Origin of the sequence: Microbacterium yannicii, assembly GCF_024055635.1 — a bacterium.
In the GTDB taxonomy this organism is placed as follows: domain Bacteria; phylum Actinomycetota; class Actinomycetes; order Actinomycetales; family Microbacteriaceae; genus Microbacterium; species Microbacterium yannicii.
Genome location: NZ_JAMXMB010000034.1, coordinates 36,086 through 60,192, shown reverse-complemented (window position 1 = coordinate 60,192; position 24,107 = coordinate 36,086). Strand labels below are relative to the sequence as shown.

21 protein-coding genes and 2 pseudogenes are annotated in these 24,107 nt (G+C 70.2%); 11 read left to right on the top strand and 12 right to left on the bottom strand.

Translation table 11 applies throughout. From position 1 onward, the window contains the following. Positions 1 to 44: 44 nt before the first annotated feature. Together NCG93_RS14185 and NCG93_RS14180 are read right to left on the bottom strand one after the other, a co-directional pair. Positions 45 to 1,208, bottom strand: coding sequence for an acyl-CoA dehydrogenase family protein (locus NCG93_RS14185; RefSeq protein ID WP_194412024.1), 1,164 nt, complete (start codon positions 1,206 to 1,208; stop codon positions 45 to 47). A 218-nt stretch (positions 1,209 to 1,426) separates the two neighbouring features. After that, positions 1,427 to 2,656, bottom strand: a complete 1,230-nt coding sequence (locus tag NCG93_RS14180; RefSeq protein ID WP_194412025.1) for a M15 family metallopeptidase — start codon at positions 2,654 to 2,656, stop codon at positions 1,427 to 1,429. 248 nt (positions 2,657 to 2,904) lie between these two features. On the opposite strand from NCG93_RS14180, the gene NCG93_RS14175 reads away from it, so the two are divergent. After that, positions 2,905 to 4,539 carry an Rv2578c family radical SAM protein gene (locus NCG93_RS14175; RefSeq protein ID WP_194412026.1) on the top strand — a complete coding sequence of 545 codons (1,635 nt, stop codon included), beginning with the start codon at positions 2,905 to 2,907 and terminating at the stop codon, positions 4,537 to 4,539. 11 nt (positions 4,540 to 4,550) lie between these two features. Here the strand turns inward: NCG93_RS14175 and NCG93_RS14170 are convergent, their stop codons facing one another. Further along, complete coding sequence (locus NCG93_RS14170; protein ID WP_194412027.1) at positions 4,551 to 5,420, bottom strand: alpha/beta hydrolase; 870 nt, start codon at positions 5,418 to 5,420, stop codon at positions 4,551 to 4,553. 151 nt (positions 5,421 to 5,571) lie between these two features. Between NCG93_RS14170 and NCG93_RS14165 the strand changes: the two genes are divergently transcribed. Further along, on the top strand, positions 5,572 to 6,234 hold the full coding sequence (locus NCG93_RS14165) for a TetR/AcrR family transcriptional regulator (RefSeq protein ID WP_194412028.1): 663 nt from the start codon (positions 5,572 to 5,574) through the stop codon (positions 6,232 to 6,234). Positions 6,235 to 6,427: 193 nt separating this feature from the next. On the opposite strand, the gene NCG93_RS14160 is transcribed toward NCG93_RS14165, so the two are convergent. Then, positions 6,428 to 8,509, bottom strand: coding sequence for a DEAD/DEAH box helicase (locus NCG93_RS14160; protein WP_194412029.1), 2,082 nt, complete (start codon positions 8,507 to 8,509; stop codon positions 6,428 to 6,430). A gap of 440 nt (positions 8,510 to 8,949) precedes the next feature. Between NCG93_RS14160 and NCG93_RS20450 the strand changes: the two are divergent. The 3 genes and pseudogenes from NCG93_RS20450 to NCG93_RS14150 all read left to right on the top strand — a co-directional run. Next, positions 8,950 to 9,660 (top strand): annotated as a pseudogene (locus tag NCG93_RS20450) (DUF998 domain-containing protein); the annotation flags it as partial. Between the two features lie 137 nt (positions 9,661 to 9,797). Beyond that, positions 9,798 to 10,427, top strand: coding sequence for an antibiotic biosynthesis monooxygenase (locus tag NCG93_RS14155; RefSeq protein WP_194412030.1), 630 nt, complete (start codon positions 9,798 to 9,800; stop codon positions 10,425 to 10,427). 90 nt (positions 10,428 to 10,517) lie between these two features. Then, positions 10,518 to 11,603 carry a DUF998 domain-containing protein gene (locus tag NCG93_RS14150; RefSeq protein WP_252787560.1) on the top strand — a complete coding sequence of 362 codons (1,086 nt, stop codon included), beginning with the start codon at positions 10,518 to 10,520 and terminating at the stop codon, positions 11,601 to 11,603. A 52-nt stretch (positions 11,604 to 11,655) separates the two neighbouring features. Here the strand turns inward: NCG93_RS14150 and NCG93_RS20375 are convergent, their stop codons facing one another. Next, entirely contained in the window at positions 11,656 to 12,120 is a 465-nt protein-coding gene (locus tag NCG93_RS20375; RefSeq protein WP_308212175.1) for a putative quinol monooxygenase, read from the bottom strand. A gap of 143 nt (positions 12,121 to 12,263) precedes the next feature. Between NCG93_RS20375 and NCG93_RS14140 the strand changes: the two genes are divergently transcribed. The 3 genes from NCG93_RS14140 to NCG93_RS14130 all read left to right on the top strand — a co-directional run bounded on the left by NCG93_RS14140 (position 12,264) and on the right by NCG93_RS14130 (position 13,306). Then, positions 12,264 to 12,452: a hypothetical protein gene (locus NCG93_RS14140; RefSeq protein ID WP_194412031.1), complete on the top strand. Its 189-nt coding sequence runs from the start codon at positions 12,264 to 12,266 to the stop codon at positions 12,450 to 12,452. 91 nt (positions 12,453 to 12,543) lie between these two features. Further along, on the top strand, positions 12,544 to 12,774 hold the full coding sequence (locus NCG93_RS14135) for a YkvA family protein (RefSeq protein WP_206687270.1): 231 nt from the start codon (positions 12,544 to 12,546) through the stop codon (positions 12,772 to 12,774). A 94-nt stretch (positions 12,775 to 12,868) separates the two neighbouring features. Beyond that, positions 12,869 to 13,306 (top strand): VOC family protein, encoded by a 438-nt coding sequence (locus tag NCG93_RS14130; RefSeq protein WP_194412033.1) that lies wholly within the window; start codon positions 12,869 to 12,871, stop codon positions 13,304 to 13,306. Positions 13,307 to 14,537: 1,231 nt separating this feature from the next. Here NCG93_RS14130 and NCG93_RS14125 read toward each other — a convergent pair. From NCG93_RS14125 to NCG93_RS14100, 6 genes and pseudogenes are all read right to left on the bottom strand, one after another. Continuing rightward, positions 14,538 to 17,687: pseudogene (locus NCG93_RS14125) on the bottom strand (efflux RND transporter permease subunit); the annotation flags it as partial. A gap of 118 nt (positions 17,688 to 17,805) precedes the next feature. Continuing rightward, positions 17,806 to 18,183 carry a fluoride efflux transporter FluC gene (locus NCG93_RS14120; protein ID WP_194412034.1) on the bottom strand — a complete coding sequence of 126 codons (378 nt, stop codon included), beginning with the start codon at positions 18,181 to 18,183 and terminating at the stop codon, positions 17,806 to 17,808. After that, positions 18,180 to 18,593, bottom strand: coding sequence for a fluoride efflux transporter FluC (locus NCG93_RS14115; RefSeq protein WP_194412035.1), 414 nt, complete (start codon positions 18,591 to 18,593; stop codon positions 18,180 to 18,182). Before NCG93_RS14115 ends, NCG93_RS14120 begins: the two co-directional genes overlap by 4 nt. Positions 18,594 to 18,760: 167 nt before the next feature. Further along, positions 18,761 to 19,732 carry a DNA topoisomerase IB gene (locus NCG93_RS14110; RefSeq protein WP_194412036.1) on the bottom strand — a complete coding sequence of 324 codons (972 nt, stop codon included), beginning with the start codon at positions 19,730 to 19,732 and terminating at the stop codon, positions 18,761 to 18,763. A 90-nt stretch (positions 19,733 to 19,822) separates the two neighbouring features. Further along, positions 19,823 to 20,089, bottom strand: a complete 267-nt coding sequence (locus NCG93_RS14105; protein WP_194412037.1) for a DUF7218 family protein — start codon at positions 20,087 to 20,089, stop codon at positions 19,823 to 19,825. 36 nt (positions 20,090 to 20,125) lie between these two features. Continuing rightward, on the bottom strand, positions 20,126 to 21,007 hold the full coding sequence (locus tag NCG93_RS14100; RefSeq protein ID WP_194412038.1) for an SDR family oxidoreductase: 882 nt from the start codon (positions 21,005 to 21,007) through the stop codon (positions 20,126 to 20,128). A gap of 210 nt (positions 21,008 to 21,217) precedes the next feature. On the opposite strand from NCG93_RS14100, the gene NCG93_RS14095 reads away from it, so the two are divergent. Further along, complete coding sequence (locus NCG93_RS14095) at positions 21,218 to 21,382, top strand: hypothetical protein (RefSeq protein ID WP_194412039.1); 165 nt, start codon at positions 21,218 to 21,220, stop codon at positions 21,380 to 21,382. An 85-nt stretch (positions 21,383 to 21,467) separates the two neighbouring features. Here NCG93_RS14095 and NCG93_RS14090 read toward each other — a convergent pair whose 3' ends face one another. Beyond that, complete coding sequence (locus tag NCG93_RS14090; protein WP_194412040.1) at positions 21,468 to 22,247, bottom strand: MerR family transcriptional regulator; 780 nt, start codon at positions 22,245 to 22,247, stop codon at positions 21,468 to 21,470. 273 nt (positions 22,248 to 22,520) lie between these two features. Here NCG93_RS14090 and NCG93_RS14085 point away from each other — a divergent pair, with 273 nt between their 5' ends. Together NCG93_RS14085 and NCG93_RS14080 are read left to right on the top strand one after the other, a co-directional pair. Then, the gene (locus NCG93_RS14085; RefSeq protein WP_194412041.1) at positions 22,521 to 23,480 is read left to right on the top strand and encodes a DUF4097 family beta strand repeat-containing protein; all 960 of its coding nucleotides are present in this window, start codon (positions 22,521 to 22,523) and stop codon (positions 23,478 to 23,480) included. Continuing rightward, positions 23,480 to 24,088: a PadR family transcriptional regulator gene (locus tag NCG93_RS14080; protein ID WP_194412042.1), complete on the top strand. Its 609-nt coding sequence runs from the start codon at positions 23,480 to 23,482 to the stop codon at positions 24,086 to 24,088. The genes NCG93_RS14085 and NCG93_RS14080 overlap by 1 nt, the downstream gene beginning before the upstream one ends. The last annotated feature ends 19 nt before the right edge of the window (positions 24,089 to 24,107 follow it).

Sequence of the window (24,107 nt, the reverse complement as noted above, 5' to 3'; positions counted from 1 at the left end):
GCCGCGGCATCCGTCCCTTCGACAGGCTCAGGGACCGCTGGGACTCAGCGCTTGCCGGCGATCTGACGACCGACGATCTCGCGCATGATCTCGTTCGTGCCGCCGTAGATGCGGTGGACGCGGGCGTCGAGGAACGCACGGGCGATCGGGTACTCGGTGATGTAGCCGTAGCCGCCGTGCAGCTGCACGCAGGTGTCGAGGATCTCCCATTCGCGCTCGGTCGTCCAGAACTTGACCTTCGCCGCCTCCTCAGCCGACAGCTTGCCGTCCTTGTAGGCGAGGAGCGCCCGGTCGAGGTACGCCCACATCACGTCGACGGTGGTGGCGACATCCGCCAGCTTGAAGCGGGTGTTCTGGAAGTCGATGATCCGCTCGCCGAAGGCCTCACGGCTCTTCGTGTAGTCGACGGTCCACGCGAGGGCAGCCTGCGCGGCCGAGCCCGCGGCGATGCCGATGGACAGGCGCTCCAGCGGCAGGTTCATCATGAGCTGGATGAAGCCCTGACCCTCCTTGCCGCTGATGAGGTTCTCCTCCGGCACGAAGACGTCGCTGAACGACAGCTCGGCGGTGTCGTGGCCGTGCGAGCCCATCTTGTGGAGCTTCTTGCCGTGGTCGAAGCCCTCCATGCCGTTCTCGATGATGAGCAGGCTGAAGGCGTCGGGACGGTTGCCCTCGCCGGTCTTGACGAAGGTGACCACGATGTCGGCGGTCTTGCCGCTCGAGATGAAGGTCTTGGCGCCGTTCACGACGTAGCCGCCCTCGACCCGCTTCGCGGTGGTCTTGATGCCGCGCAGGTCGCTGCCCGCGCCCGGCTCGGTCATCGCGAGCGCGCCGAGGATCTCGCCGGTCGCCATGCCCGGCAGCCACTTCTCCTTCTGCTCCTGCGTGCCCATGTGCACGATGTACGGCACCGCGAGGTCGTCCTGGATGCCGAAGGCGCCCGCGAGCGATCCGGCGCCGGCGCCGATGACCTCTTCGTTCACGATCGTGCGGAATCGGTAGTCCTGGAGCATGCCGGCGCCGCCGAACTCCTCCGGCACCGAGAGGCCGATGAGGCCCGACTCGCCGGCGGCGAGCATGGTGGCGCGGTCGATCTCGCCCTCGGCGTCCCAGCGCTCACGCGCCTCGTTCGTCGCATAGCGCTTGACGAACTCCTTGACGACGTCGCGGAACGCCTCGTGATCTTCGTCGTAGATGTCGCGCTCCATTGGTGCGCCTTCCTCTCGTCGGTCTTCTCTTCGCTGAGTTCGAGTGCGTGGAGACGCTTCCTGATTGGAATTGCATCTCACCGCATATGGTACTCAGTTTCACCGGACAGATGCCACGAGCGGCTCGGCAGCGCCTTCGTTGGGGCAGGGGTCGCCGCCGCAGCGGCGCGATGTCGCCGGCGCCGTGACCATGCCGAGGCGAGGTCGGAACGACGGCGTCAGCCGAGATACGCCGGCGCCGGGTCGAGGCCGAAGAACTCCTCGAGGGATGTCCACCCGCCGTCGTGGTAGGCCTGGGCGAGCTCCGTGCCGATGTAGCGCAGATGCCAGGGTTCGGGGTTGTACCCGGTCACCGGAGTGGCGCCCTCCACATAGCGGACGATCCAGCCGTGCTCCCACGCGTGCTCGACGATCCACTGGCCCTGCGCCGAGGCCGCGAGGTCGTCGAGCGTGCCGCACGCGCCCGCGCACGCCACGACGTCCGCGCCGAGGCCGAGTTGATGCTCGCTGTAGCCGGGGCGCGCACTCACCTGGTCGGCCCCGTCGCCGCGTTCGGCAACATGGCGCTCGTAGGTCTCCTGCTGCGTCTGGTACGAACGGAAGCCGCTCTCGAGGGCGATCTCGCCGACCCCTGCGGTCCGCGCACCGGTGACGAGCGACGCGAGAGCGGATGCCGCGTCCGAGCGCAGTGCGCCGCCTTCGACGTTGCGCACCCCGTCGGGAAGGACGAGCCCGCTCGGCCGGTAGTCGACGGGGCTCGTGGGGCGGATCTTGTCGACGACGGTCCAGATGCGGGCGGAGTCGCCCAGGTTCACGCAGGGCGCCCGGCCGTCCACCACGGCGGAGCGGAACGCCTCACCGCCGCCGGCCGCGAGGATCGCCGCGGCGTCATCGCCGCCCTGGATCGCGGCTGTCACGGCAGGCAGCGTGCAGATGTCGGCGGCAGGTGGCGACTGCTCGACCTGCGGCACGGGGAGCTGATCGACGTGGCGCGGCTCGGCCGTCAGCGAGAGCGCGGCGTCGCCGGCGCCGGAGGGCAGCGTGGGCAGCATCATGGCGGTCATCGCCGCCGATCCGAGCAGCAGGGCAGCACCCGTGGCGAGACCCGCGACGACGACGAGCCGCCGCGTGATCCGCCGCGGCCGGGCATGGCGCACGGGGAGTGCCGTCTCGTCGACCGCCAGCAGCTCGGCGGCGCGGGCAGCCCGCCGCTCGCTGACGGCGCGACGCCCCGGACTCCCGATCCGGCCGCGTGGCCGAACGCCGAGGGGCGGCACAGCGTGCGCGGCCGACGTTCCGAGCTGCGTGTCGGGCGCGGGTGGGGAGGCGGCCGGCGGCGCGGGTGCGGACTCGGCTGACGGGGGGCGGAGCTCGGGGGGCAGCGCCGAAGGCGCGGCATCCGACAGCGAGCTCGGCACGAAGTCCTCGCCCGGCGATTCGAAGGCCACCACCGGGTCCGCTCTGGGCCGGACCTGCGCGCTGCGGGCGCGGCCATCCGCCTCCTCGCGCATCGCTCGAGCGGCACGACGAGTCATCGGGGCGGCTCGGGGGGTAGCGAGCCCGCCAGGCTCCGTCACGCCTGCCATTCTGGTCGTGACGAGGCGCTTTGACCAGTCGGACGGCGTCCTGTCCGTCGATGTTCTACTCACTCGCGCGGCGTCTTGACTTAAGTTCGAAGCTTTGTTCTCATGGATCCATGCGTTGGCAGGGTCAAGAACTGGGTGTATCGGATGCCGCAGCCCTGCCCGGCCTCGAACAGCTGAACGGTCTGGTGCGCTCGGTGACGACGCCCGAGTTCGCCGGCGTGACCTTCCACGAGGTGCTCTGCAAGTCCGCGCTCAACCGTGTGCCGAGCGCTTCGGCCATGCCCTTCGACTGGACGGTGAATCCCTACCGCGGCTGCAGCCATGCCTGCGTCTACTGCGTCAGCCCCGACACTCTCGTGCTCTGCGCAGACGGCCGCCAGCGGCGCATCGACGAGCTGACGATCGGCCAGGAGATCATCGGAACGGAGCAGAGCGGTGACTACCGACGCTATGTCCGCACAGAGGTGAGGGCGAAGTGGGCCACCCGCAAGCGTGCGTTCCGCGTGACGCTCGCCGACGGAACGGAGCTCGTCGCGAGCGGTGACCATCGATTCCTGACCGAACGTGGATGGAAACACGTCATCGGCGCGATGAGCGGCAGCGATCGGCGCCCCTATCTCACGACCAGCAACCGCCTGATGGGTTTCGGTCTGGGCGGTCGAACAGCTCTGGGGCCCACCGAGCCAGCCATCACGCGAAAGCTCGACATCGTCGGAACCGCGGTGAAGACGGTCGCCGATCTGAAGATCGTCAGCATCGAGGACCTCGGGCACGACATCGACATGGTCGACATCACGACCGGCACGGGCGACTTCATCGCGAACGGCGTCATCAGTCACAACTGCTTCGCGCGGGGGACGCACGAATACCTCGAGCTCGACGCCGGGCGGGACTTCGACACCCAGGTCGTCGTCAAGGTGAACGTCGCCGATGTGCTGCAGAAAGAGCTGCGTCGCGGCAGCTGGCAGCACGATCCGGTGATGCTCGGAACGAACACCGACCCGTATCAGCGTGCCGAGGGGCGCTACAAGCTCATGCCCGGCATCGTCTCGGCGCTGACGGAGTCGGGGACGCCGTTCTCGATCCTCACGAAGGGCACGCTGCTGCGGCGCGATCTGCCGCTGCTGAAGGATGCCGCGGCAGACGTGCACGTGACGCTCGCGATGTCGATCGCGGTGTTCGACGACGAGTTGCAGCACCTCATCGAACCGGGCACGCCGAACGCGACCGCGCGCCTCGAGACGGTGCGGGCGGCGACCGAGGCCGGTTTCCGCGTCACCGTGTTCCTGATGCCGATCATTCCGCACCTCACGGATTCGATCGCCGCGATCGACCACGCGCTCAGCCGCATCAAGTCGGCGGGCGCCGTGCGCGTCGTGTACGGCGCCCTGCACCTGCGCCCCGGTGCGAAGGAGTGGTTCCTGCAGTGGCTGGCGGAGCGCCACCCCGAGCTCGTGTCGTCCTACCGCGGCCTCTACCCCGGCGTGACGACCACCGCCCCGAAGGCGTACCGCGCATGGCTTGCGAGGCGGGTCCGACCCCTCCTGCGCGTGCACGGTCTCGACGGCAGCGCCGAGGACGAGAGCCCTCGCGGTACACCCGTCGCCGGGCTGGCCGACCGAGCCGATGCCCGCAGCGCGCCGCCCATCGTCACGACGTCGCGCGGACGCGCGGCCGCCACTTCGCTGCGCGCGGCGGCGGCTCGTCTCACACCGGGTGAGGAGGCATCCGCCCGGCTGTTCTGAACCGCCGGTACTTACACGGGGACCGGTGTCGCCGGCTGGTCGACCGGTATCCCCGGCTCGACCGTCGCAGCAGGGCGCTCGAGCACGCCAGCCGGGGCGCCGACGGGCGACTCGAGATGCTCGAGCACCGCGTCGAGGACGACGTCCGCCCCCAGGATCCGGTTGTGCCCCAGACCCGTCGTCGGGAGGAAGGTCGCATCGGGGTTCGCGGACCGGATGCGCACCGACTCGCCGAACGGCACGAAACGGTCCCTCTCGTCGTGCGTGATCAGCAGCGGCACCCCGGCGGGCAGTGGGCGGCGCACGGCTGAGAGCCACGCGAACGGATCGGGGTCGCCGGGGAAGTACCGGGCGGCGAAGCGTTCACGCAGGCGCACCGTGACGGCATCCGAGTACCCGACCATACGCTGGAACTGACGCAGCAGCTCGTCGGCATCGGCCAGCGACGATATCGTGACGACCCGTGCGGCATCCGTCCCTCCGGCGACGGCGACGAGCGTCGCGAGCCCACCGAACGAGTGGCCGATCATCGCCTCGAAGGCACCATGGCGCTGCTGCAGATCGGCGTACACATCGAGCCAGTCGACGAGATACATCTGGCGTCCGCCAGACTCGCCGTGCGCGGGACCGTCGAAGGCGACCACGCGATACTGCTCGGCGACGAGCTCACGCACGAGGCGCGAGAACTGGCTCGCACGACCGAGCCACCCGTGCGACAGCACCACCGTGCGCGGACCACGTCCCCACTCGTAGGTGACGACCTCGACGCCGCGTCGATCGACGCCCGGAATGCGCACCGTGCGCCGCCGAGCCTGCGACATCGTGGCGGCGTCGTCGTCGTGCACCGGGCGCGGTTTCGCGACAGAGGCGAACAGGGGCATGGCGATAGCGGCCCCGGCTCGCGGAGACAGCGCGCTCACCGCGCGAATGGAGGCGCCGGCTGCGGCGAAGGCGGGATTCATGGTGCTCCGATCCGATGAATACGAACGATCGTACTTATGAATACGAACGATCGTACGGTAACCTCGGGACGTGACACAAGCCCCCATCGATCGCCGCCGCGTCCGCGGCGATGAGTCTCGCCGCGCGGTCCTCGCGCACGCGGTCGACACGGCTACGGTCGATGGGCTCGACGGGCTGACGATCGGCCGGCTGGCGGATGCCTCGGGGCACAGCAAGAGCGGGATCGCCACCCTGTTCGGTTCCAAGGAGCAGCTGCAGCTCGCTGTGGTCGCTGCGGCCCGCGAGGTGTTCATCGATCGCGTGGTGGCACCGGCGCGCGCGCGTACGCCTCGCGGCCTCGCGCGCGTGTGCGCACTGCTATCGGACTGGCTGGCGTACTCACGCGACCGGGTCTTCAGCGGCGGGTGCTTCTTCGCCGCGACCTCCGTCGAGTTCGACGCCAAGCCCGGCATCGTCCGTGACGCCATCGTCGCGGCATCCGTCGACTGGGAGGACTACCTCACCGGAAGCATCGAGCACGCCATGGCGGCCGGCGAGCTGCCCCTGCTCGACGACGCCGCTCAGCTCACGTTCGAGATGGTGTCCTTCCTCGAGGCGGCGAACACCCGCTCCCTGCTCTACGTGAGCGACGAGCCCTACCGCCGCGCCGAGGTCGCGCTGCGCTCCCGTCTGACGGCTCTCGGCGCCAACCCCACCCTGGTCGCGTCTATCGGCGCCGCCGCCGCCGACTGACGACAGCCGCCGGCATCCCACTCCCGGGGGGTCATGGCCCGGTTCGGGGGTCACGACGCGCGGCAACCGCGACGCGGAAGCAACAGAACGCGCCTCCCGAACCGAACGCCGTCTCCGCGAGACGGGCGAAGGCGGGCACCCCCGGAGGGACGCCCGCCTTCGCCATGATGCTCGGCTTCGCCGGGCAGCGCGATCAGCTGTCGACGTCCGCCAGCTGACGACCCGAGAGCTCCTCGAGCAGGTCGTCGCCGAGGGCGACCTCCTCGAACGGCGCGTCGATCTCGGCGCGATCCAGCAGCTCGCCCATGCGGCGGCGGCGCTGACGCGTGATGAGCGTCACCACGGTGCCCGAGCGTCCGGCGCGGCCGGTGCGGCCCGAACGGTGCAGGTAGGTCTTGTACTCGTCGGGCGCGTCGGCCTGGATCACCAGATCGATGTCGTCGACGTGGATGCCTCGTGCCGCGACATCCGTCGCCACCAGCACGTTGACCCGGCCGGAGGTCAGCTTCTCCAGGTTGCGGGTGCGCTTGGCCTGGTTGAGGTCGCCGTGAAGCGCGACCGCGTGGATGCCGGCGTCGTCGAACTGGTCGGCGAGCATCTCGGCGTAGGCGCGGGTGCGGGCGAAGACGAGCGTCTTGCCGCTGCGGCTGACAAGCGAATCGAGGATCTCGGCCTTCTCGCGGTGCTCGATCACGAGGACGCGATGCTCGATCGTGCCGGAATCCTGGTCTTCACCGGCCACCTCGTAGACGGCGGGCTCGACCAGGAACTCGTCGACGAGCGCTGCGACCTCGCGGTCGAGCGTGGCCGAGAAGAGGAGCTTCTGGCTGCCCTCGGCGGTGTGACGGAGGATGCGCTGCACCGGCTCGAGGAACCCGAGCTCGCACATGTGGTCGGCCTCGTCGAGCACCACGATGCGGATCTCGGAGAGATCGAGCTTGCCCTGGTTGACGAGATCCTCGATGCGGCCGGGGGTGCCGATGACGATGTCGACGCCCCGCTTCAGCGCGCCCGCCTGACGACCCTGCGGCACGCCGCCGTAGATCTGCGTCGTGAACAGGCCGACGCTGCGCGCGATCGGCTGGATCGTGCCGTCGATCTGGAGCGCCAGCTCGCGCGTCGGGGCCAGGATCAGCGCCTTCGGGGCGCGACCGAACTCGCGGCGCTTCCCGGCCTGCGAGCGCAGCACGCTCTCGACGAGCGGCGCGCCGAAGGCGATGGTCTTGCCGGAACCGGTGCGGCCACGCGCGAGCACGTCCTTGCCGCCGAGGATCGGCGGGATCGTCGCGGCCTGGATCGGGAACGGCGCCGCGGCGCCCAGTTCGGCCAGGGCGCCCACGATGTTGTCGCCGAGCCCGAGATCGGCGAAGGTCGTCTCGGCGACCTCGCCCGCCTGGACAGCCTCGGCCTGCAGGCGCTCGTGCACGACGTCGACGTGCGCGTCGTAGGCCGCGGTGCGGGCGGGAGCGTTCCAATCCGAGCGATTCGCCGCCCCGTCGCCACGGGGGCGATCGATCTGCGGGCGGGCCGGACGGTCGTCCCGGCGGGGACGGTCGTCGTACGAACGGGCCGGACGGTCGTCCCGACGGGGACGGTCGTCGTAGGAACGAGCCGGACGGTCACCCTGGGAGCGGGCCGGACGATCGTCCCGGCGGGGACGGTCGTCATACGAACGAGCCGGACGATCCCCGTACGAGCGGGCCGGACGATCACCCTGCGAACGGGCCGGACGATCGTCCCGACGGGGACGGTCATCGTACGAACGAGCCGGACGCTCACCGTACGAACGGGCCGGGCGGTCGTCATACGAACGCGCCGGGCGATCCCCGTACGAACGGACCGGACGGTCACCCTGCGAACGGGCCGGACGATCGTCCCGGCGGGGGCGGTCGTCGTACGAACGCGCCGGGCGGTCGTCGCGGCGGGCGCGGTCGTCGTACGAACGCGCCGGACGGTCGTCGCGGCGGGGGCGGTCGTCGTACGAACGCACCGGACGGTCACCCTGCGAACGCGCCGGGCGGTCATCGCGGGCGTGAGTGCGGATGGCGCGTGCTTCGTCTCGGCCCGCACGCTCCTGGGCGTTCCAGCGACCCTTGGCCACGGCATCCGTCTCCGTAGGTCGGTGGCCGCGGTGGCCGGCGCTGCGGCTGCCCGCCTGACCGGACGACGACTCGCCGGGACGGCGCTTGCGATCCTGATAGCTCGACTTCGCGCCGTAGCGCGGCTCGAAGTTCTTGGCGGCGCGGCCGCCGGCCGGCTTCTTGTTCTTGGGCACGGTGGTGTCCTTCGCTGGGTTGTTCTCGCGGAACAGCGCTCCCCTGCGCGCGGCGCGATGCCGCTCTCAGCGGCGGGGAGTAACCCGGACTCTTCGTGGGCCGGGGGCCATTCGATGTGATGGTCGTCAGGGCGGACGTGCCCAGACCATCGGCCCCAAAGACTCACAAACCCATCCGCGCCACGCGCGGTGTCCAGAGCCGACATCGCAAGCGTACCCGGCCCCGCCTGCACGAGCGCTGTGCACCGCGTGCACAACCGGTCCGACCTCCGCGGGGCATTCTCCCACGAGACCCGGCTACTGTAAGATCCAGCGGCTCGCCGCTGAACAGCACTCGTTGCTGAACTGGGGAATTGTCGTCAGAACCGGCGGGCCTCGGTGTCGGGGTCTTTGGGGGATGTCGGCATCGGGTGCGTCGAATAGAACCGATCGTGAGTCGAATGCCTCCCACGACCCTTTCCGACGCACCCAGCGCGGCCGCCATGCTGCCGCCTGGAAGCGCCGCTGCCATCCGAGCCGCCCGCCCGCGCGCGACCGCTCACCGTGCCACCGCCCCCTCGCCCCGGGCCGCTCACGCGGCGACGGCGGACGACGCCGACCCACCGAGACCGGATGCCGCACCCGCCGCGACGCCTGCGGAGGCGCCGCCCGCTCGCACCGCCGACCATGCGGTCCTGGCCCACCGCGTCGGACGACTGGCCGTGCTGTCGCTCCCGGTCGGCGTCCTCGTCTCCGTGTTGACCAGCCACGACCCGACGTGGTGGCACCACCACTTCTCACAGCTGGGCACGCACTCCGATTTCTCGGGTCGTGCGTTCAACTCCGTCACGATCTTCTCGGGGTTCTTCCTGGCCGCCTACGGCGTGCTGGTCGCCGTCGCGCTTCCCACGGGCATGGGTCGCCGCACGGCTCGCGGCTTCCGAGGGGCGGTCACGTCGGCGGGCCTCCACCTCACCGCCGTGGGACTCGTTCCCATCCCGGTGAGCGCCGTCATGCACGACCTCATCGCGACAGGCCTGGGCCTGTCGTTCCTCGCGACCGTCGCCACCGGTCTCGCGATTCCGGGGCGCAGCCGCCGGTTCCGCCGCATCACCGCGTACTGCGTCGCACTGCTCGCCGCCGGCATGGTCGTGCTGACCGCGGGCTTCATCACGCTGGCCCTCTTCGAGTTCGTCGCCTTCGTGACGATGGGCGCCTGGCTGCTGGCGCTCCCCCGCACCCTCGCGATGGCCCCCGCCACCCGCGCGCCCGCCCGCGTGCGCCGCGTGAGGACGCGCTCGACCGCAGAATGGGTGCCATGGCAGAACCTGTGGCCCACCCCATCACCGTCGCGATCGAACGGCGCATCGACCCCTCCCGCACTGCCGAAGCCACCAGCTGGATGCAAGCCGGAACCGACCTCGCGACCGGCTTCGCGGGCTTCCTCGGCTCGGGCTGGGTCCGCGCCGGCGAGGGCAGCGACCTCTGGTACATGCTCTACCGCTTCCGCGACATCCCGACCCTCGAGGCCTGGGAGGATTCGCCGCAGCGTTCGTGGTGGCTCGATTCCGGGCGCGCCTTCGCGGACGAGGTCAGGGTCGAGCGACGCACCGGCATCGAGGGGTGGTTCGACGCTCCGTTCGCGACGGACGTCGAGTCGCGGCATCCGCATGGCGCTGCGTCACCGCCCACCGGACCGATTCTCCAGCCCATCCCGCCCGCCCCGCCGCGCTGGAAGCAGGCCGTCACGATCTGGCTCGGCTTCTTCCCCACGAATCTCCTCGCGTCGTGGCTCCTGGGCTTCGTCCCCGGGTTCTCGGAGTGGCCGCTGATCGCACGCGTGCTGCTGGCGACGGTGCTGCTCACCCCGGTGATGACGTACGCGGTGCTGCCATGGGTGACACGGATGCTGCGTCCTTGGCTGCAGCGCGGCGCCTGAGCCCCCGCGAGACGCGCCGCCCTCGCATCTCTGCGAGATCGTGTCGCGCCGAACGCCCCGCACGCCCGGCGGCGGTCGTACTCTGACCTCGTGAGCACCAGCAACACGTCGCCGCTGCCCGACACGGTGGCGCCGACTCCCGGCCGCCGGGCCGAGTCCCAGGCCGTCTACGCCGGTCTGGCCGCCGGCGCGATCGGCGCCGTCTACGGACTCCTCGTGGGGGTGTTCGCACCGGATCTGCAGATCGCCGGCCAAGCCGACTCCTTCGGGGTGTGGGCGGCGTGCGGCGCGGCGGTGGTCGCCGCCGCCGCCTCGACCACCGAGTACTGGCGCGCCCGCAACCGTCCCGGTCAGGAGTGGCGGCAGACGCTGCCGTCGTGGAAGTTCATCGTGAACACCGTCTCCGTGGTCATCGTCCACACGGCGCTGGCGTTCGTGGCGGTGTACGCGCTGTATCGCGTGCTCGCGATGGGCTTCATCGGACTGCCGATCGTGACGTTCTGGTCCGTCGTGCTGATGGCGGTGACGCTGGGCATGACCACGTGGGTCGTCTTCCTGTCGGTCTCGGCGATGACGACGCAGCGCATGTCGTCGCTGCTCCTCGCCTTCATCGCGATCGGCACGCTGACCGCCATGGTCACGACGCCCGACCCGAAGTGGTGGACGATCCACTTCAGCCATCTCGGCACCTTCGAGGACGACCTGTCGAGCTGGGTGTTCAACGGCACCCTCATCGCGGCAGGGCTGCTCGTGACGACCTTCGCCGTCTACATCGCCAACGACATGCGGACCCTCGCCGCCGCGGGCGTGCTCGAGAACCCGCGAGGCCCACGCATCGTGCCGGTGCTCTTCGCGGTGATGGGCATCATGCTCGCGTGCGTGGGCATCTTCCCCGTCGACGTCAACCTCGCCCTGCACAACCTCTCGGCGTCCGGCATGGCGGCGATGTTCCTGGTCCTCCTCATCGGCGGGCCGAACTTCCTCCGCGGGATGCCGCGCACCTACTTCGTCGCATCGTGGGCGTTCCTCGCGGCGATGGCGGCCTCGGTGATCCTCTTCATCCCGGCGGTCGGCTTCTTCTCGCTCACCGCCTTCGAGATCATCGTGTTCGCGCTGATCTTCGGGTGGATCGCGGTCTTCATCCGCTTCCTCGGGGTCGCGGGCCAGCAGGACTGAGAGGGACGGATGCCGCGGCCCGCGGCATCCCGATCACTGCCGCGGCAAGCGCTCAGCCAGGACGGCGGCTGTGGTCCTCGACATCGGGCTCGGCGCGCAGGATGTCGGCGATCTCCTCCTCGGGGCGCGGAGCGATGGTCTCATCGGTTTCGAGCTCGGGGATGCTCGGCTCATCCGGCGCGGGAACGTGCTTCGGCGCGGGGCCGGGAGCAGGCCCGTCCCGCAGGGGGGACCCGACGACCTCGAACCGGAATCCCCCGAACTCTCCCGACAGCAGCGGGCGGGCGGCTGCGATCGAGGCCTGCACCTCGGGGAGCGCCAGCGAGGCACGGTGTGCGTCGGCGCTCTCCCAGAGCTCGACCACGTACACCGTGTCGGGCTCCGCGTCGTTCACGCCCACCTCGTACAGAAGGCAGCCGACGTCGCGCAGATGGTCGCTGCGACGCGTGAGGTGGTGCACGAGCTCATCACGCCGGCCCGGCGCAGCGCCCAGACTCCCTGCGTTCGCGAAGACCATGCATCCCACGGTAGCCGGTGCCCCGACATCGGCGTCGGGTCACCGGACACGCACACGAACCAGGCCACTGCCGCGTTTGTCAAGCGGGATCCGTGCGACCGCGGGCAGACGTATCTTTCCACCACCGACGAAGGGCACCTCACATGGACCGCAACGCAGAAGAGCCGACGACGGACGACGAGGGCACCCGCAAGCCGGGCGGCCTTGGTCGCGACGGCACGATCCCCGACGCGCCCGACGGCGTGGCGGCCGGACATACCGGCGTACCGTCGACGTTCGAGCCGGAAGAGGATGAGAAGGCCGACGAGGAGACCGACCGGGAAGAGCCGTGACCCGCTGACCTGGGCTGTGTGTCTGCTGTCTGAACGATCACGATTCCGTCTCGACGGGCCGACCGACAGGCGGCACGCGCACACTGGGTGCATGTGGTGGAGATTCCTCAGAGCTGTCAAGCGTCGCGAGCACCGCGTCGCGCCGACGACATGGGTCGTCGCGATCGCCGCGGTGGTCTACACGTTCGCGCCGATCGACCTGATCCCCGAGCTGCTGCTGGGCCCGCTGGGTTTCGCGGACGACATCGGCGTGTGGGGCATCTTCGCGATGCTCTTCGCCCGCGAGCAGCACCGGTGGCAGTCGGGGCTGACCGCGCACTAGATGGCAGGGTGCGACCGCGCGCCCGCGGTCGCCCTCCCGGGATGTCCGACAGGGTTCCCACCGCCGCGTCGGGAGCGGTCAGTAGCATTCCCCCATGCCCATCAAACTCGAAAACGTCGGCATCGCGGTTCGCGACCTCGACGCCACGATCGACTTCTTCACCGACCTCGGTCTCACGGTGCTCGGCCGTGACACGGTCAGCGGCGAGTGGGCCGACACCGCGGTCGGCCTCGACGGCAACCACGCCAAGATCGCGGTGCTCCAGACGCCCGACGGCCACGGCCAGCTCGAGTTCTTCGAGTACATCCATCCCGAGGCCATCGAGACGGAGCCCACTCTCCCGAACGAGATCGGCATGCACCGGGTGGCCTTCTCCGTCGACGACATCGATGAAGCGCTCGCGATCGCCGCGCGGCACGGCTGCTATCCGCTCCGGGGCGTTGCGAACTATCAGGACGTCTACAAGCTGACGTATCTCCGCGGTCCCAGCGGCATCCTCGTGATGTTCGCCCAGGAGCTGAAGAAGAACTGACGACCCGCCGGCGGGACTGCTCGGCGAGCGGCTGCCGGCTCCGGCGCGCCGCGGGTCACGTCACAGCTCGCGCCCACGGGGCGGAGACGGAGACGGTCCCACGCACCCGGCGGGCGCGGGGACCGTCCCCGTTCAGCCTCGTTGGAGGCCGGCGTCAGCCGTCGTGGCGACCGTCGCCGTCCCCGCTCTCGCGGCCGGAAGCGGGCTCCTCGTTCGTCTCGGATTCCTCGGCGGCGCCGGGCTGACCTTCGGCTTCGGCCTCCGCCTCAGACTGCGGCTCGCGGTCGGCCAGCTGCTCGCGGTCGGCCTCCGGCTCGTGCTGGGCCTCGGGCTCAGGTGAGAACCCAGGGCGCGCCTCGACGTCGTCGGTCTGCAGCGGTTCGGGCTCGTCCGAGGGACGCGCCTCGTCCACGACGGGCTCGGCTTCCGACTCCTGGACGTCAGCCGCGGTCTCGGGCTCCTCGACGGAAACCGCCTCGGACTGGTGTTCGCGCTCGTCTTCCGCATCGGTCGAGGACTCGTGCTGCGGCTCGCCCGCCGGGGTGTCGAGCTGCTCTGCGGGCGCACTGTCGGACTCGAGAGGGGCGCCCGTTTCGCCTTCCGCTTCGACCGCCGTGAACTCCGCCGAATCGGCCTCCGCCTCGGACGTGTCCGCGTTCACCCCATCGGGCTCGTCCGGCTGTGCGGCGACGGGCTCGTCGGCACCATCCGAAGCCGTGACCGCGAACGCCTCCGCAGCGGCCGCGGCTCTCTGTCCAGCGGCATCCGAGCCGGCGGCATCCGTGACCTCGAGCGGCTGAGCGGTCACGTCGCCCGAGGGCTGAGCGGCCGGCACGGCATCGATGACGGGCGCCGGCGACCCGACCGGCACGTCGGCCCCGGCGTCGAGCGGCGCGTCGGACTCGGTGGACGCCTCAGGCTGCTCCTCGGGCTGCCCGGGCGCGGCGTCGACGATCGTGGGCGCGGGCGCCGATTCCGACACCTCGACGTCGGGCCCCTCCTCGATCACGGGCACGGCGATCTCTGCAGCCTCGACCGCCCCGCCGCGCTCGCGCTGCCGCCGCGCACGCCGGGTCTCGGCCATGGCCGCGCCCGCGGCACCGGCCGCGAGGCCCGCACCTCCGGCACCGCCACCACCGGCACCCGCCGCACCAGCACCAGCACCAGCACCAGCAGCGAGCCCAGCGCCGACTCCCGCGCCGACACCGGCGCCGACGAGCTCGCGCTCGTCCGCGGCATCCGTACCGTCCGTCGGACCGTCGTCTTCCGGAGCCGGGCCGCCGTCGCCACCCTGGTCGTCGCCGCGCCGGCGGGCAGCGCGCCGCTCCTTGGCGCCCTCGACGAGGTTGTACAGCGTCGGGAGCACCAGGAGCGTCAGCACGGTCGACGACACCAGACCGCCGATGACGACGATCGCCAGCGGCTGCGAGATGAAGCCGCCCTGCCCGGTGATGCCGAGCGCCATCGGCGTGAGGGCGAAGATCGTGGCCAGCGCCGTCATGAGGATCGGGCGCAGACGTCGCGAGCCGCCCGCGACTGTCGCGTCGTGGGCCGTGAGGCCCTTCACGCGGTACTGGTTGACCAGGTCCACGAGGACGATCGCGTTGGTCACCACGATGCCGATCAGCATCAGCACCCCGATGAGCGAGGCGACGCCGAGCGGCACACCCGTGATGATCTGCAACAGGATCGCACCCGTCGCCGCGAAGGGCACGGACACGAGCAGCAGCAGCGGCTGGCGCAGGGACTTGAACGTGGCCACCATCACGATGTAGACGATCAGGATGGCGGCGAGCAGCGCGAGGCCGAGCTGCGAGAACGCGTCCTGCTGCTGCGTCACGACACCGCCGAGCGTCGCGTCGGCCGACGCGGGCAGGTCGGCGTCGGCGAGGGCGGTCGTCACCGAGGCGGAGGCGGTGGCCAGGTCGTCGGTCGAGGGGGTCACCGTGACGGTCGACGTGCGCTCACCGGCCTCGGTCGTGATCGAGGCGGGCCCCTCGCTCTGCTCGACCGTCGCGACCTCTTCGAGCGCGATCGGGCCGGTGGCGCTCGGCACCTGCAGCTGGCGCAGCTCATCGAGCGACGCCGGCGTCTCAGACGCCGCGAGGTAGACCGTGAGCGACGTGTCGTCGATCTCGACCGTGCCGATGGACTGCGGCTGCATCGTGTTCGACACCAGCGCGCCGACGGCGACCTCCGACAGGCCGAGCTGGGCGGCCTTGTCGCGGTCCACCGTCACGGCGATGTACGGCAGCGAGGCCGCGAGGTTGCTCGTGACCTGGCCGACGCCGTCCTGGCCGTCCACCGCTGCGATGACAGCATCCGTCGCCGTCTGCAGGGTGTCGGAATCGGGAGCCGTCACGTCGATCGCGATGTCCGTCGAGCCGAATCCGCCGCCGCCCGCCGCGACGTTGAACTCCCCTGCGTCGTCGAGTTCGGCGACGGCGTCCTGCACCTCCTGGCGCAGTGCCACCTGGTCGGCGTTGGAATCGGTGGTGATGGAGTACGTGATGCCACTGCCGCCGCCCGAGAAGGCGTCGCGCAGCGCCGAGCCGCTCGAGCCGATCGACACCTGCACCGTGTCGATGCCGTCGATGTCGAGGAGCACCTCCTCGACCTGCTCCGCCGCGGCGCTCTCGGCCTCGAGCGAGGGCGACGGACCGATGTCCTGCGTCATGGTGAAGGTGTTCTGACCCGAGTCGCCCAGGAAGTTCGTCTTCATGAACGGCGCCAGGGCGATCGTGCCGACGAGCACCAGGACGGCGAGCGCGAGCGTCACCCAGGAGTGCTTGAGCGTCCAGCGCAGGATCGGCAGGTACGCCTTCTGCAGGCGGCTCGGGGGTGCGGACGGGTCTTCGGGGTCGATCGCCGCGCCCTCGGCATCGAGGATCTGCTTTCCCGGCTTGAGGAACCAGTAGGCCAGCACCGGCACGATCGTCAGCGCGACGAACAGCGACGCGGTCATCGCGATCGTGACGGTCATCGCGAACGGACGGAACAGTTCGCCCGTGACGTCGCCGACGAAGGCGATGGGCAGGAACACCGCGACGGTCACGATCGTCGACGCCGTGATGGCCGAGGCCACTTCGCGGACGCCGCGCAGGATCGCGGTCTTCTTGTCGGCGTCGCCGACATAATGCCTCTTGATGTTCTCGATGACGACGATGGAGTCGTCGACCACGCGCCCGATCGCGATGGTGATCGCACCGAGCGTCAGGATGTTCAGCGAGTAGCCGAACGCCTGCAGGCCGATGAACGTGATCAGCAGGCTCGTCGGGATCGAGATCGCCGCGACGAGCGTCGAGCGCACCGACAGCAGGAAGATGAAGATCACCAGGACCGCGAAGACGAGGCCGAGCAGCCCCTCCTTGGCGAGCGTGTCGATCGACTCCTGGATGTAGGGGGCCTGGTCGAAGACGACAGTGAACTCGGCGCCGTCGAGCGAGTCCTCGAGGTCCGGAAGGATCGCCAGCACGCCGCGCGACACGTCGACGGTGTTGGCGGACGGCAGCTTGGTCACCGCGATGGTCAGGGCAGGTTCGCCGTTCACACGCGAGACCGTGGTGACCGGATCGGTCTCCTCGACAACGGTCGCGACATCCCCGATCGTCGTCGCGCCGGCCTGCAGCTGCTCGCCCGTCGACGGCACGAGCGGCAGGGCCGCGATCTCGTCGACTGACGTGATCTTCGAGCCGGTCTGCACCGTGAGCGTCTCGTCGTTCTCGGTGACCTCGCCGCCGGGGAACAGCACGCCGTTCTGCTCGAGCGCGTCGCTGATCGCCTGCTGGGTGAAGCCCGACGCGGCCAGCTCCGCCTGGTCGGGCGTGATCGTGATGCGCTCGCCGACGCCGCCGACGATCTGCGCCGCGTTGACGCCGTCGACATCCTCCAGATCGGGAACGACGGATGCCTCGAGCTGGGCCTGGATCGTCGCTTCGTCGTCGTATCCGGTGACCGCCAGCTGGATCACCGGGAAGTCGTCGATGCTCGCCGAGATGACGTTCGGATCGACCCCCTCGGGAAGCTGGCTCTTGATGCGGTTGATCGCCTGCGTCATCTTCTGCTCGGCGGTCGCGAGGTCGGTGCCGTAGGTGAAGGACGCCTGCACGATCGAGGCGTTCGTGGTGCTCGTCGCGCTCGACGACTCGAGCCCCGGAACCCCCTGGATGGCGGTCTCGATGGGCACCGACACGTCGTTGCTCACGACCTCGGGCGACGCGCCCGGGTAGGTGGAGACGACGACGAGCGCGGGGAACTCGATCGAGGGGATGAGCTCTTGCTTGAGGTTCGTGAGCGCGAGCCCGCCGAAGATGGCGGCGACGATCGTGATGAGCGCGATCAGGGCGCGGTTCTTGAGACTCAGGACGGCGAGGTTCGACACACGGAGGCCTTCGCTGGTGGGGTGGTGCAAGGGATGCGGGAGCCCGCACGATACGGAGATGTATCGGTTGTCAGTATTTCATGCTGTTCTCATATGAGATTCCTGAGCCCGGCTGGCCTCAGGCCGCCGCGAGCCAGGCGCCGAACAGCACGCCGAGCCCTGCGGCGAGCACCGCGAGCGCGAGCGTGCCGAGCTGGTTGAGGAAGGCATCCCGCCGACGTCTCCGCTGGGCGAGCAGCACGGTCTCGACCGAGACGGTGCTGAAGGTCGTGTAGCCGCCGAGCAGACCGAGCCCGAGCACCAGCGACAGCTCGGGTGCGATGGCGGCACCGAGCCCGGTGATCACGCCGAGTGCGAGGGATCCCGAGACGTTCACCACGAGGATCCCCCACGGGAACCGCATGCCGGCCGCCGGCGTGAGCAGCCGGTCGACGACGTAGCGAAGGCCCGCGCCGGCACCGCCGGCCAGCGCTGCCAGCAGAAGCCACGGGCTCACTCGGCGTCCTCGGGAAGTTCGACCCGGCCCGGCCGGTCCGAGATCCGGCGTCCGAGGAAGAGTCCGACGATCGCTCCGCCGACACCTGCGATGACGGATGCCGCGGCCAGCCCCGCCGCGAGCCACGGCGTCGAGATCCACAGCGCCGTCGCCACGGCGAACGCGCTGTAGGTCGTGAAGCCGCCCAGAGCCCCCGTGCCGAGGGCCGCCCGCAGGAGCGGACGGCGGTCGTCCAGCCAGCCGACCACGACGCCCAGCAGCAGCGATCCGGCGACGTTGATCCCGAATGTCACCCAGGCGACGGCACTGGGATCGCCGACGGGCTGGAGAATGAGCGCACGCGCCAGCACGCCGACCGCACCGCCCGCCACGGTCGCCCCGAGCACGCGCGGGTCGACGGGCTGCGGCATCCCCTCACGCTACTCCGGGACCCACGCCCGCTGAGCCCACGGCCACGGTCCCTGAGCCTGCTCCGGTCCCTGAGCCTGTCGACGCGCGCTTCGACAGGCTCAGCGACCGGGTGGTGCAGCGGGCGTCGTCATCCGGAGCCCATCGGTCCCTGAGCCGGCCGAAGGGCTCAGCGGCCCGGGCGGAGCAGACCGCGGATCGCGGACTCGGGAGTGATCGACAGATCCAGGAGGTGGCCGTCGCGATACCGGGCGAACACGCGCGGGTCGATGTACGAGCCGCGCGCGACCGCGGGCGTGTTGCCGAGGGCCTCGGCTGTCGCGCGCACCGCCAGCACCTCCGCGCGCTTGAGGTCGGTCTTGGTGTCGACCGTGCCGATGCGCGCCAGGGACTCCGCGGCGATGATGGTGCCCCTCAGGGTGCGGAAGTCCTTCGCGGTGAACCGGCCACCCGTGAGCGACCGCACGTACGCGTTCACCTCGGCGGGCGTCAGCCCCACGCGGCGCGAGCCGCGCTGCCACGCGAGCAGGGGGGCGCGAGGCCGTCCGGCGGCGAGCAGCTCGATGACGGCAGCCAGGTCGGCGTCGTCGATGTCGAGGAGCTGGTGCTTGCCGCTCTTGCCGGGGAAGGACAAGGTGACGACGCTCCCGGCCATCGACGCGACGTCGCGTCGCTGCAGGGTCGTGAGGCCCCGACTCCCGTGCGCCGCCAGGTAGCGTTCCGAGCCGATGCGCGGCGCGGCGTCGTCGAGCAGCCGGAAGGCGACCGCCAGCACCCGCTCGCGGTCCAGTTCGTCCCGCCGCAGCGATGTCGTCACCCTGGCGCGCGCGCGGGGCAGCGCTTCGGCGAGCGCCAGCGCCCGCGCGAACTTGCCGCGGTCTCGTCCCGCCGTCCAGTCCGGGTGGTAGACGTACTGACGGCGACCCGCGTCATCGACGCCGACCGCCTGGATATGCCCATCGGGTCGCGCGCTGATCCACACGTCCTGCCACGCCGGCGGGATCACCAGTCCCTGGATGCGGTCCAGCTGCCGGGCCGCCGGCGGACGACCCTTGGCATCGACGTACCGGAACCCGGATCCGGAGCGCAGGCGCCGGAAGCCCGGATCCTCGTAGGGCCGCGAGCGGACGAGTTTCGCCATCCGATCACGCTCCCCGGCTCGCCGGGCCCGCCGCGGAGCGCGTGGGAATACGCCACGGCGCATGCGGCGACGGGTCCGGCGACCAGGCGGTCAGTGGTTGCGGATCATCGAGATGAGCTCGGACTTCTTTTTGCCCGAGTACCCCTTGAGGCCGAGCTCCTTCGCGCGTTTGCGCAGCTCGGGCACGGTGCGATCGTCGTAGTCCTTCGCCGTCGCTCCCCGACGGCCGACGGTCTTCTTGCCCTGGCTCGCGGCGGCATTCGAGATGCGCGCGGCCTTCTCCTTCGAGGCGCCCTGATCTCGCAGCTCCTCGTACATGTCGCGGTCTTTGAGGTTCGACCCGCGTCCTCCTGGCATGGCTTCCTCCTTCGGTCACCGCCTCGTGGGCGGGTGTCACAAGCCCTTTCCCCCGGTCACCGGCAGGATCGCCCCGGACGTGTACGTCGCGTCGTCGCTGGCCAGGTACACATAGGCACCAGCGAGCTCCGCGGGCTGACCCGCCCGGCCCAGGGGCGTGTCCTGGCCGAACGACTCCAGGCGCTCGGCATCCCATCCCGTCGCGGGGATGAGCGGTGTCCAGATGGGCCCGGGGGCGACGCCGTTCACACGGATGCCCTTCGGCCCCAGCTCCTGCGCCAGCGCCTTGATGAAGGCGACCTGCGCGGCCTTGGTCATCGCATAGTCGATGAGTCCGGGCGAGGGGTTGAACGCCTGGATCGAGGTCGTCACGATGATCGACGACCCGGGCTGCAGGTGGGGAACCGCCGCACGCACCGTGAACATCTGCGCGTACAGGTTGGTGCGGAACACGCGGTCCCACTCGCCGGTCTCCATGTTCTCGATGCCGTCGCGGTCCTTCTGGTAGGCGGCGTTCAGCACGAGCACGTCGAGGCCTCCGAACTCGCCGATGGCGCGGTCGACGATCTCGGCGCAGAAGTCCTCCTCGCGGAGGTCTCCGACGATCGGCAGGGCGCGAGTCCCGGCGTCCGTCACCCAGCGGGCCGTCTCGTCCGCGTCCTCGCGCTCCTCGGGAAGGTACGTCAGCGCGACATCGGCGCCCTCGCGCGCGAAGGCGATCGCCACCGCACGGCCGATGCCCGAGTCGCCGCCCGTGATCAGCGCCCGCCGCTTGCTCAGGCGCTGCGCGCCGCGATACGAGTTCTCGCCGTGATCGGGCTCGGGCGTGGTCTCGTCCGTCAGGCCCGGCTGCTCTTGGTCCTGCGCGGGGAACGAGCCGTCGTGGTGGGCGGTCGTCGGATCGGAGGGTGTGCTCATATCGGCGAAAATACGGCCGCACGCGCGCTCTCTCACGGGGCTTGACATCCCCGCCGCCCGGCCTTAGTCGTGGCTTCCAGGCGACTTATCACCGGAAAACCAGCGCCGTCAAGCCCCTACGGACGCCGCCGCCAGGGTGCCAGTGTCGGTTCATGCCCACGAGGCATGCGATGCATCCCGTGCATCGACGAAGCAGAAGGAGAACCTCCCATGAACCTCGCCCTGATCATCATCATCGTCGTCGCGATCGTCCTCGCGATCGTCGGCGGCCTCAACTCCGCACTGAGCTGGCTGCTGTGGGTGGCCATCATCGTCGGAGTCATCGCGCTGATCGCATTCCTGTTCAGAGTGATCAGCGGGAACCGCAACACCTGATCTGCACCACAGATGTGAAGACAGCGGATGCCGCGGCCGAAGTGGGCCGCGGCATCCGTCTGTCTTCGCGGGGTTGACTGCCGTACTACAGCTGCGCGTCCGCGTACACGCGGAGCGCGTCACGGACGAACTCGGCGCCGCGGGTGCCGCCCTCGCTCGTCGCGTAGTTGGCGCCGAAGCGCGGGTCGGCCACGTACATCTCGCCGAGACCGACCACGTAGCCCTTGACATCTCCGCCGGGGGCGGATGCCGGCGTTCCCGGGATCCCTGTCAGCCACTCGACGTGGCGCTTCGCGAGCGCCTGCGCCTCGTCGCTGTCGGGCGCGATCCCGGCCTCCGCGGCCGCGATCCAGTCGCGGCCGAGGTCGGCCACACGCTGCTGCCACGCGGCCTTCTCGTCGGCGCTCATCGAGCGCCACCAGCGGTCGCTGTCGGCGTACGCCTTCTTTCCCCAGCGCTGCTCGACCTCGTCCTTGTACTGCGTGTGGTCGAAGCCGTCGAACATGTTCTCTGCCATCAGTCCTTCACCTCCTGTCAGTGCATCGATGGTGTTCTGCACCGACGCGATCTGCCGCGTCAGCCGGTCCTGCTCCTGACGCAGCCACGCCAGATGAGCCTCGAGGGCCGGCTCTTCGCCGCTCTCGCGCTCGAGCACGTCTGCGATCTGCGGAAGCCCCAGCCCCAGCTCGCGCAGGAGCAGGATGCGCTGCAGCCGCACGAGCGCCGTCCGGTCGTAGTGCCGGTAGCCGTTGTGGCCGATGCTCGAGGGCGGGAGCAGCCCGATGTCGTCGTAGTGGCGCAGCGTGCGGCTGGTGGTGCCCGCCAGCTTCGCGATCTGCTGGATCGACCATTCCTGCTCGCCCATGTCGCCTCCTCTCGTGGTTCGCTCACCACGCTAAAGGTTGACGTAGCGGCAATGTCAAATGTCCGCACCTGGTCACCACGGGGTTTGGGGCGCGCGGCGTGCACTTGGGGCGCGCGGCGTGCGCCCCGAACGTCCGCCGTGCGCCCCAAACCCGGAAGAACCTGAAGATTCGGAACCGGACATTGACAAAGTCGCGATATATCGTGTTACTCTCTTCAGACGCGATATATCGCGATTTTCGGATCACCCCAGAGATACGCAGGAGATACAGTCATGACCCTGGAGAAGTGGATCATCCACCCGGGCGAGACGCGCGTCATCGACATCGAGACCGTGCGCACGCTCAAGATCGGACTCGTCGGCGGACAGATCGACGTGATCGCCCACGACGAGCCCGGCATCCGCATCGAAGTCCACGACGTCACCGTCAAGGACCTCCGCATCGAGGTGGCCGAGGACCACGTCGAGATCGACCACCCGCAGCTGCGGTGGGACAACTTCCTCGAGGTGTTCCGCAACTTCGGAGCCGGCGGGCCCAAGGCCGAGATCAGCGTCGCCGTCCCCCGCGACGTCGCTCTCACTCTCGGCGTGGTCAGCGCCAGCGCCCTCGTCTCGGGCCTCCGCGGCGACGCCTCGCTCAACACCGTCTCGGGCGATATCATCGTCGACGGCCTCACCGGCGACCTGTCGGTCAACGCGGTGTCGGGCGACGTGCAGGTGCGCGAGCTCGTCGGCGCGCTGAACGCCAACAGCGTCTCGGGCGACGTCGCGGCGACGGGGACCCTCCGCAAGGCCACGATCGACACCGTGTCGGGTGCCGTGCTGGTCGACTCGACCGGTGAGATCCTCTCGGTGGGGCTGAACACCGTGAGCGGCAGCTCGACCGTGCGGCTCGACGAGGGCTACCCGGCCAACTACGTCATCCGCAGCGTGAGCGGCCGCGTCCAGGTCGACGGCGTCGTTCGCCGCGGCAATGGCGCGGGCCCGACGACGAACTACGCCGGCTCGGTCGGCGAGCTGAGCGGCAGCTTCGCGGACGTCCGCGCACACAGCGTCTCGGGCGACATCACGGTGCTGCGCCGCGCCTCGTCCCCTGCCCCGGACGCCACGCCCGTCACGGCGGCCGCACCCGAACCGACCACGTCCGCTCCACCCGCCCCCTCCGGCGACACGGCTGCCGACGAGTCGGCTGCCCGTGAAGCGGCGGCCGGTTTCGACCGAGGAGAAGTGTGATGACCCCGGTCTTCTCACACGGCGATCTGCGCCTGTACCTGCTGAACCTGCTCGATGAAGGGCCTCGCCACGGCTACGACATCATGCAGGCCCTGTCGGACCGCACGGGGGGCACGTACACCCCGAGCGCCGGCACCATCTACCCGCGCCTGGCGAAGCTCGAGGAGGAAGGTCTCGTGACCAAGTCCGTCGACGGCCGCAAGACCGTGTACGAGATCACGGAGGCGGGTCACGCCGAGGTGCAGTCGCGCTCGGGCGACCTCGAGGGCATCGAGGCCGGACTCGCCGATTCGGTGCGTCTCATCGCCGACGAGGTGCGCGGAAGCGTCCGCGAGGCGATGAAGAGCCTTCGTGCCGATCTGGCGGCGGCCTCGCGCGACGAGCGCAAGACGACGCCGCAGCCGTCCCCCGAGGACGACCCGCGCGTGCGCAGCCGCGAGCAGATGCAGCGGCTCGACGCCGTCGTCAACGAGTTCCGCGCGAACGTTCGCGGCGACGTCCGCGTGCACGTGGCGCGCGGCGGTGAGCTCGCCGCCTCGCTCGTCGACCAGGTCGCGAGCGAGCTCGACCGCGTCGCCCGCGACATCACGCGCACGCTGCGCGGCTGAGTCGCGGCATCCTGCTCGC

Excerpts from the sequence above, each read along its gene's own strand:
- NCG93_RS14185 (WP_194412024.1), bottom strand. The coding sequence starts at position 1,208 with ATGGAGCGCGACATCTACGACGAAGATCACGAGGCGTTCCGCGACGTC.
- NCG93_RS14175 (WP_194412026.1), top strand. The coding sequence starts at position 2,905 with ATGCGTTGGCAGGGTCAAGAACTGGGTGTATCGGATGCCGCAGCCCTG.
- NCG93_RS14170 (WP_194412027.1), bottom strand. The coding sequence starts at position 5,420 with ATGCCCCTGTTCGCCTCTGTCGCGAAACCGCGCCCGGTGCACGACGAC.
- NCG93_RS14155 (WP_194412030.1), top strand. The coding sequence starts at position 9,798 with ATGGGTGCCATGGCAGAACCTGTGGCCCACCCCATCACCGTCGCGATC.
- NCG93_RS20375 (WP_308212175.1), bottom strand. The coding sequence starts at position 12,120 with ATGGTCTTCGCGAACGCAGGGAGTCTGGGCGCTGCGCCGGGCCGGCGT.
- NCG93_RS14140 (WP_194412031.1), top strand. The coding sequence starts at position 12,264 with ATGGACCGCAACGCAGAAGAGCCGACGACGGACGACGAGGGCACCCGC.
- NCG93_RS14135 (WP_206687270.1), top strand. The coding sequence starts at position 12,544 with ATGTGGTGGAGATTCCTCAGAGCTGTCAAGCGTCGCGAGCACCGCGTC.
- NCG93_RS14130 (WP_194412033.1), top strand. The coding sequence starts at position 12,869 with ATGCCCATCAAACTCGAAAACGTCGGCATCGCGGTTCGCGACCTCGAC.
- NCG93_RS14115 (WP_194412035.1), bottom strand. The coding sequence starts at position 18,593 with ATGCCGCAGCCCGTCGACCCGCGCGTGCTCGGGGCGACCGTGGCGGGC.
- NCG93_RS14110 (WP_194412036.1), bottom strand. The coding sequence starts at position 19,732 with ATGGCGAAACTCGTCCGCTCGCGGCCCTACGAGGATCCGGGCTTCCGG.
- NCG93_RS14105 (WP_194412037.1), bottom strand. The coding sequence starts at position 20,089 with ATGCCAGGAGGACGCGGGTCGAACCTCAAAGACCGCGACATGTACGAG.
- NCG93_RS14100 (WP_194412038.1), bottom strand. The coding sequence starts at position 21,007 with ATGAGCACACCCTCCGATCCGACGACCGCCCACCACGACGGCTCGTTC.
- NCG93_RS14095 (WP_194412039.1), top strand. The coding sequence starts at position 21,218 with ATGAACCTCGCCCTGATCATCATCATCGTCGTCGCGATCGTCCTCGCG.
- NCG93_RS14090 (WP_194412040.1), bottom strand. The coding sequence starts at position 22,247 with ATGGGCGAGCAGGAATGGTCGATCCAGCAGATCGCGAAGCTGGCGGGC.
- NCG93_RS14085 (WP_194412041.1), top strand. The coding sequence starts at position 22,521 with ATGACCCTGGAGAAGTGGATCATCCACCCGGGCGAGACGCGCGTCATC.
- NCG93_RS14080 (WP_194412042.1), top strand. The coding sequence starts at position 23,480 with ATGACCCCGGTCTTCTCACACGGCGATCTGCGCCTGTACCTGCTGAAC.